8 protein-coding genes and 1 tRNA gene are annotated in these 7366 nt (G+C 41.1%); 3 read left to right on the forward strand and 6 right to left on the reverse strand.

All coding sequences use genetic code 11. The annotated features are described in order from the left end of the window. Window positions 1-6: 6 nt before the first annotated feature. Window positions 7-91, reverse strand: a tRNA-Tyr gene (locus AB4653_RS18920). Window positions 92-702: 611 nt separating this feature from the next. Here AB4653_RS18920 and AB4653_RS18925 point away from each other — a divergent pair. Continuing rightward, window positions 703-1200: a fasciclin domain-containing protein gene (locus AB4653_RS18925; RefSeq protein WP_009844953.1), complete on the forward strand. Its 498-nt coding sequence runs from the start codon at window positions 703-705 to the stop codon at window positions 1198-1200. 127 nt (window positions 1201-1327) lie between these two features. Here AB4653_RS18925 and AB4653_RS18930 read toward each other — a convergent pair whose 3' ends face one another. From AB4653_RS18930 to AB4653_RS18950, 5 genes are all read right to left on the reverse strand, one after another. Beyond that, a complete protein-coding gene (locus tag AB4653_RS18930) occupies window positions 1328-1795 on the reverse strand; it encodes a GNAT family N-acetyltransferase (RefSeq protein WP_009844952.1) in 468 nt (155 codons plus the stop codon). Window positions 1796-1848: 53 nt separating this feature from the next. Continuing rightward, window positions 1849-2163, reverse strand: a complete 315-nt coding sequence (locus AB4653_RS18935; RefSeq protein WP_009844951.1) for a cupin domain-containing protein — start codon at window positions 2161-2163, stop codon at window positions 1849-1851. Between the two features lie 99 nt (window positions 2164-2262). Beyond that, complete coding sequence (locus tag AB4653_RS18940; protein ID WP_009844950.1) at window positions 2263-2766, reverse strand: YgjV family protein; 504 nt, start codon at window positions 2764-2766, stop codon at window positions 2263-2265. Window positions 2767-2836: 70 nt separating this feature from the next. Beyond that, a complete protein-coding gene (locus AB4653_RS18945; RefSeq protein WP_032555006.1) occupies window positions 2837-3637 on the reverse strand; it encodes a PhzF family phenazine biosynthesis protein in 801 nt (266 codons plus the stop codon). 288 nt (window positions 3638-3925) lie between these two features. Next, complete coding sequence (locus AB4653_RS18950; RefSeq protein ID WP_009844948.1) at window positions 3926-4576, reverse strand: LysE family transporter; 651 nt, start codon at window positions 4574-4576, stop codon at window positions 3926-3928. Window positions 4577-4946: 370 nt separating this feature from the next. On the opposite strand from AB4653_RS18950, the gene AB4653_RS18955 reads away from it, so the two are divergent. Beyond that, window positions 4947-5978: a PotD/PotF family extracellular solute-binding protein gene (locus AB4653_RS18955; RefSeq protein WP_009844947.1), complete on the forward strand. Its 1032-nt coding sequence runs from the start codon at window positions 4947-4949 to the stop codon at window positions 5976-5978. A 3-nt stretch (window positions 5979-5981) separates the two neighbouring features. Continuing rightward, window positions 5982-7366, forward strand: a 1385-nt coding sequence (locus AB4653_RS18960; protein ID WP_372105004.1) for a GGDEF domain-containing protein, incomplete at its 3' end; no start/stop codon positions are given.

Raw genomic sequence — 7366 nt, forward strand, 5'->3', positions numbered from 1 at the left:
AGAATATGGTGGAGGGAGACGGATTCGAACCATCGAAGGCAGTGCCGGCAGATTTACAGTCTGCTCCCTTTGGCCACTCGGGAACCCCTCCAGGGTGTTTTTCCTAACTCATAATGGATAGGCTAAAGAGATGTTTTTCCCAACGCATCTCTCAAGTGCGGAGCGCATCATAGCAAACACGTTAAACCTGTAAAGGGTTTTTCTTATGGTTTTGTGTTAAATGCTGCCTTTTTGGGCAAAGATGGCGAAAAGTACGCATATTGCTCGTGAAGTGAACATCTGTATTAAGATTTACGTACTGATAGGTAACACCTTGAGGTAATTAGCTTTATGTTTCGTGTTTGGTTCGTGTCATTAGTCATGAAACGTCAATTGAATTTAACTTAGATTTACACTTCTTGACGTTACAGCATTCATCAGTTGATAGAATACGGTTAATTTCATTTATAGATAATAATACCAATCGTAGTAAATAACTGTTCACCCTAGCTTGTTAAAAATATCGATAACGTCGTTAGGTTTTTTGATTGTAGAATAACTACTTATCGAAACTATTTATTGAAAAGAGCAGCCTTGTTCTCAAGCTTTTTTCCTGCGCTATTTTTGATCACTTATTTACTGTGATTGGTATAAATTGATCCATCGCTTTGAGCCTTTCGTAATACCTGACGAAAATAACGGACAAACTCAAAGGATTCCAACATGATTAATAAAATTAGCAAGTCTCTATCTCTTCTTGTCGCTGCACTTTTTTTTAGTGCATTCGCTAACGCCAATCATCATGAGATGAAAAAAGATATCGTCGATGTCGCAGTAGGAAATGGCTCTTTCAATACACTTGTAGCTGCTGTTAAAGCGGGTGGACTTGTAGATACTTTGAAAGGAGAAGGACCTTTTACCGTTTTCGCACCAACCGATGAAGCATTTGCCAAGTTGCCAGATGGTACTGTCGATATGCTTTTGAAACCGGAAAACAAAGACAAATTAGTCGCAGTGCTAACTTATCATGTAGTCGCAGGGAAAGTGATGGCGGCAGACGTTATGAAAATAGACAAAGCGACAACAATCCAAGGTCAAAACGTGATGATAAGCGTAAGCGATGGCACGGTTATGGTTAACAATGCAAAAGTGATTGCGGCTGATGTGGAAGCAAGCAATGGTGTAATCCACGTAATTGATACGGTCTTGCTCCCGAAATAATCAAATAGAAAGAAAGTCTCAGGCAAACCAAACTCTTTGAGGGTGTGACAATTCACACCCTTTTTAACCTACTGGGCTAAGCGTTGAGCATATCCAATTTTACCTACACTAGACATAACGTTAATGGCTACTTAGTGGTTTTCTCCATCACGTAATTAGTCAGCTTAACGCCACGTATTTCGACTTCTTGTTCATTCACTAACTTAAAGCCAAGGTGCTCATAGAAAGGCCTAGCGGTAATACTCACCTCAGAGAAGTATCTCGATACACCACGAAATCGACCAATCTCGAATACATGCTCCATCAAAGCTCGCCCTACACCTTTACCTTGATATTCATGATGACAAAAGAAGTGATCTATCAACCCATTCGGTTGCAAATCAGTATAGCCAACAATGTGGCCATCCAACTCCGCTACAAAAGGTTGGATACGATGCAGACACTTTTCCCACACCTCGGAGTCAAAGTCACTTGGAGCCCAAGCCTCAACTTGTTCTTGAGAATAGTCACGAACGTTAATATTTCGAACAGTATGGAAATAGATCTCCCATAATGCTTTGGCATCACTAACTTGGTAATTTCGAATTCTAACCACGACACAGTCCTTTCATGTATTGCTGATTACCTATTCACTACTTGATAGCAATACTAACGATAAAACACAGCTAGCCAAATAGTCACAACGTCTCTATCCGTACCTACAACCTTGTGCTTCTCTCTCGCGGCAATATTGATGTAATCCCCTTTAGACAAGGTAACGACACGTCCGTCTTCGAACTCAATAACACCTTGCCCCTCTAGCACCATAACCCATTCGTTTTCATCTTGGTCATACCAACCTTGTTCTGGAGAACGGTGCCCATGAGATATTATTCTTTCAATCCGCACATTCTCAGTAGTAATGATGTCGTTGAAGATTTCGTCGGGTATTGACGAAGGCACATCCGAGTAGATATTTGACATCGCTCTCTCCTAATCCTTGTTAGATGAATATGGTGCAGTGTTTTATCGTTTTATCTAAAGCCTAGCTTCCTGAGTTCCTAAGCTCCTGAGCTATAAGCCCTAAGCCACAGCACTTTTTCTGAAATAGAAACGATAATAGCCAACCAAGTTACTGCAGATAAATAGCGCTTCCATCAGTACAGCAGTTGGAGAACCAACTAAGTAATTGTGAACCAACCAAAAGCTAGTTCCGATAATCATCAACTCTCTTAATCGACGGTCATCTTTATTGAAGGCTGCAAAGGTTTGAAATACGGAAGCAAAGCAACTCAATATGCTAGTGAGCCCCGAGTAAGTCACAACCGTTGCGACTACTGACATGGAACTGAACAAATATTTAAATTTGGGTGACGTAGAAAACACGCTCGTCAAATATCGAATGGTCGCGATGATCATCAAACTTGCCGCCGTCCATTGTTCGAGCAAAATGAAATGACTAGAAATAAGAACGCCTGCAAAAAACAAGCATGTGACGATTTTCTTCCTCTCTTTAAATTGAAAAGACAGAAGATCGAAACAAATAGCAATTGCGACTAATACCTGAGAAAGATAAAAAGCTGACACGATTATTCCTTAAGTAGTGACCTAGCAGATTTAAATTATGACGTTGCTGTTTTATGAATGATATTGAAGTTTAGACTTTTAAAGTACCACTGATTACGGTGGTTGCAGACCCCATCAGTTTTATACGACCATTCGGTAATAGCTCTGTCGATACATACCCACCGCGGCGCGACGCTTGGTAAGCATTGAAATGCGCTTTGTTTAGTTTCTCGGACCAGTATTGTGTGAGAGCGCAATGCGCTGAACCCGTAACGGGATCTTCGTTAACACCCACCCACGGCGCAAAATAGCGCGAAACAAAATCAAGCTCAGAGTTCAACGACAATGCTGTCACAACAACGCCTCGACCTTTAATACGCTTTAGAGCATCAAAGTTTGGTGATAAATCTAATAAAACTTGTTCGCTGACAACCTCAATAAACTGCTTGGTATCGAACTCACTGTATGACACGACTTGGGCTTCACACAGCCCTAAATATTCAAGCAAATCTTTATTAGCATCCAATCCAAGATCAAGCACAGTACTTGGGAAGTCAAGCTCGATTGTGGAGTCACAAACTGTGGCAGATAGCTCCCCTGAAAGCGTATCAAACGTCACAACCTCACCCACATTGACTAACCCTCTTTCCTTCATCACATGCGCTGTTGCCAACGTACCGTGACCGCATAATTTGACTTCAACTTCTGGTGTGAACCATTTCAACGTCATCGTATTGAGGGCTAAGAATGCCGTTTCTGATACTGCCATCTCTTCAGCAATCGAATACATCAACGACTCTTCTAAAGGTTCTTGTGAAATACAAACCCCTGCAGGGTTTCCTTTAAAAGCTTGAGTTGTGAACGAATCCACTTGATATATCTCTAAATTCACAATGGCTCCTAGCGCTGATATTGAATAGACATTGCAGCCTACAATAAGCACAAACACCCCGTGCTACAAGTGTTCAACAGCAACATTATTAATACTTATTTAAGAACTAAGGAATGATAAACAAGCAGTTATGGAAAGAATTGGTGGATTAAGCTGAGGGTTTTACATCGGGCAGATAAGAGATAAAACGTATCAGCCCTGGTAGGAAACAAGCACACATTCGCGGCACATAGGCATTGTATCGTGCCACAAACGTGAGGTTACTCAGCAATGGTAACTTTATTGAATCTACTGACGTACCAGAGCAGATTTCACAATGGTCAAGCCAAGCAGACCCAACATAACTCCTGTCACTTTATCAATATAGTAAGCAACACGTGTAAACTCTCGTCGAACTTTAGGTGCAGATAAAAGGAAGATAATCGCGGCATCCCACACAAACACAACCACTGTCATCCAAATGCCTAACCCTAATTTAAACATGAAACCCACCTCATTATTCAGTACAACCGTGAATAAGCTCAAATAGAACAAAAGGTTTTTAGGATTAAGGATTCCCGATAGAAAACCCGTAACAAATTCTTTAAGAAAAGTGGTTTGAATGGAGACACCTTCTTCGACAACATCGATATTACTGTAATTACATTTTTTCGCTCTTATCGCTTGAACTGCAAGGTACACCAGAAACAAACCGCCAATAATTTTTAAAGCGATCATCACTGAAACCGAAGCTGCCAAAATAGAACCGACCCCAATAAGACACAAACCAATATAGACTGCATTGGCACTGGCAATACCGAATGCAACGCCGAGTGCTTTTCTACCCTTATTTTTAACAGCACTCTTTACCACAATCACAAAATCTGGTCCGGGGCTCAATAGCGCCAAAAAGTGAGCAATCGCCACGGTAACAAAAATCCCAACTAAACCTGCATCCATAAACCAACCTCCTGTCGTTCAATTAATGCCCCACTATTGCATAACTAACGAAAAAATGCTCAAGTAGATGAATATATATTTACTAATAACCTAATAATCAAACAAATCCCGTGTTTTCGTCGTGCCAAATCGGAAGTAGATGAGTCATTCGTGCACTTCTTCAGGCGTTCGTCGGTCAAAGGTTGATATCCCCTTGATTTAACATAATGATTTTGTGCTCAAAGCTTACTTTTAGTTCCAATTAGGTCATAGGATTTTCACACCTAAATGCATTGCGTTAGGTTGAACTGAAATTAGAGACCTAAATTTGAGCTATGTCGCAAAATTTGGGCTACGATTTAGTTAAGCAAAGTAGGAAAGGAATCCGTCAGTGAAAGCATTTTATGTTTCTGTTCTTGCGTCATCATCCTTTTTAACTGGCACAGCGTTTAGCCAACAAAATGATATTTATCTCTACAATTGGGATGAATTTCTATCCAATAGCGTCGTGACCCAACTAGGTGACACGTACGGCATTTCTTTGAAACAACAGTTTTTTTCTGATGAGTCGATCAGAGATGAAGTGCTATTGAGCGAACGTCGTGGCGCATTTGAGCTAGTCATTATAGAAAGTGTAAAGCTCAATGCGTTAGCCAAGCAGAACCTGTTTCATAATCTCAGTGAGTTACAACAATCCATTGCTGGTAACATAGATTCACGGTGGGTTGAAGGATGTGGCGAGTATGGCATTCCCTACGCTTGGGGGACTGCGGGAATCTTATATCGCAGTGACAAAGTAAACACTCCCACCTCTTGGAACGCTATTCTCGAACCAGACACCAACGGCAGTGGCCGCATAAGTATGTATTACGAACCTACGGATTTGGTGAGTACTGCACTGTTAGCAAATCAATTTGATCCATTCACCAATAATGAGCAGGAACTTCGCGTTGCCTATAAAACCCTGCAAGCTCAAAAGCCACACCTAGAAAGCAACGAATACGTCATCGACTATATTCGCCAACCCGAACGTCTTGCTAACATCGACCTTGCCTACGGTTATTCTGGTGACAGTTATGTACTCAATGATTTGGAGCCTGATGCCTCTTGGTCCTACGCTGTGCCTCAAGAAGGCACAACGTTATGGTTAGAGTGCATTGCTGCAATTAACAACGGAGAGTTGTCTGCACAAGCAACAACGATTCTATCATTCTTGTCGCAACCCGAGATCGCCGCTCAAAACGCAATGGATTCATGGTTTGCAACTCCAAGCTCAAAAGCAAAAGCCTTAACAACGCAAGAGTACCAAAATGATCCGGAGCTTTTCCCTAGCAAAGAGGTTTTAGAACGCAGCTATCTGTATCAGCAACTCGAACCCAATAGCATTCAAATTCGTAACCGCATTGTCGACAGTTTGAGATAATTAATGCCAGTATTAAAGAAGCTCTACTTTGTGCTCATTCCTACTTTATTGTTCGTATTTGCAATAGGCGGAATGGTTACTTACAACTTAGCCTCCAACCATGCGAAACACATGTACTTAGACGAGGTGCAATCCGACGTAAACACAGCGCTAGTGGCCGCTGAGTACGAGCAACTTGGTTTATCTTTGCTTGTAAAAGATATTGGTTCATCGCTACAGTTCTTGCGATATATTCAAAACCCTAGTGACTACACAACCTTGTCCCTGCTGGAAAAAAGAGTGCTTCGCGTCTTAAACCAAAGTCACGTTAATCAGTTTGGTCAACGTAACATCTATATCGTTGACCCTAAGTTCCAGTTAACGCTATCTACGTTACGAGCAGACCCTTTCGAAGGGTTAAAAATCCCCGATAACATCTATGAAAAAATCTTCGATATCTATACCTCGTTAATCAATAAAAACGAGCTGTCTCATAAAGGCTTCTCATATATCTCTGTGAGTGGTGAACTTAGATACGCTTACGTTATTGCAATCGACCCTTACTTGCTCCCACAAGACAAACGCGCAAACGACAGCTTAAATCGATACATACTGATTGCAGATGGTCCATTAAAACAACTATCCAACTTACTAATAAAATACAACGATGATGACAATATGCAGCTTCTGATTGAGCCATCATCGAATACTGCACACATAGAGAATACGCAGTTTGTTATCAAATCGTTTGAACAAACCAAAGACAGAATCAAAGTTGAGATGAACAGCCGTCACTTCCTCGCTCAAGTTAATATTCGCGAAAAAAAATTCAATCAGGAAAAATCTATCATTGCTAAGCAGACCTTACTTGGCAGTTTGACGACACTATTCATTATTATGCTCATCGTACACATGGTGGTGCGCTACCAATTAGTACGTCCACTCAAAGAGCTACTACACGAGATATCGATTGGCGGACTTAAACTGAGGTATTTCAAACGTTCATCCGGGCACAGTGAAATTGATGGTTTGAAGAACGCTTACATTGATTCACTAACGGAATTGAAATTCGAAGCCGAATTCGATCAATTAACCAAATTAGCGAACCGACGCTCATTTATTCGACACCTCGATGTACGTATAAAAAGCTCAAGGAGCCCACACTGCTACTTGGTTTGCTGGGACATTATCGACTTTCGTAAAATCAATGATTTATACGGTGCAAAGGTGGGCGACAATGTACTCGTTAGTCTAGCCAAAACACTAAGAGAAACCCTGCAGAATCAACAATCCTCTTTCGGCTTTAGTTGCAGCGACTATTCAATCGCAAGGCTTGGAGGCAACCAATTCATTGCCATATTGGAAATGGGTGAACACCAATCAATAAACGAAGAAATTGAGAACATTAA

Source organism: Vibrio sp. 10N.222.48.A3 (genome assembly GCF_041475345.1).
In the GTDB taxonomy this organism is placed as follows: Bacteria; Pseudomonadota; Gammaproteobacteria; order Enterobacterales; family Vibrionaceae; genus Vibrio; species Vibrio tasmaniensis_A.

Coding starts and splice junctions, on each gene's coding strand:
- AB4653_RS18935 (WP_009844951.1), bottom strand. CDS start 2,163: ATGTCAAATATCTACTCGGATGTGCCTTCGTCAATACCCGACGAAATC.
- AB4653_RS18925 (WP_009844953.1), top strand. CDS start 703: ATGATTAATAAAATTAGCAAGTCTCTATCTCTTCTTGTCGCTGCACTT.
- AB4653_RS18950 (WP_009844948.1), bottom strand. CDS start 4,576: ATGGATGCAGGTTTAGTTGGGATTTTTGTTACCGTGGCGATTGCTCAC.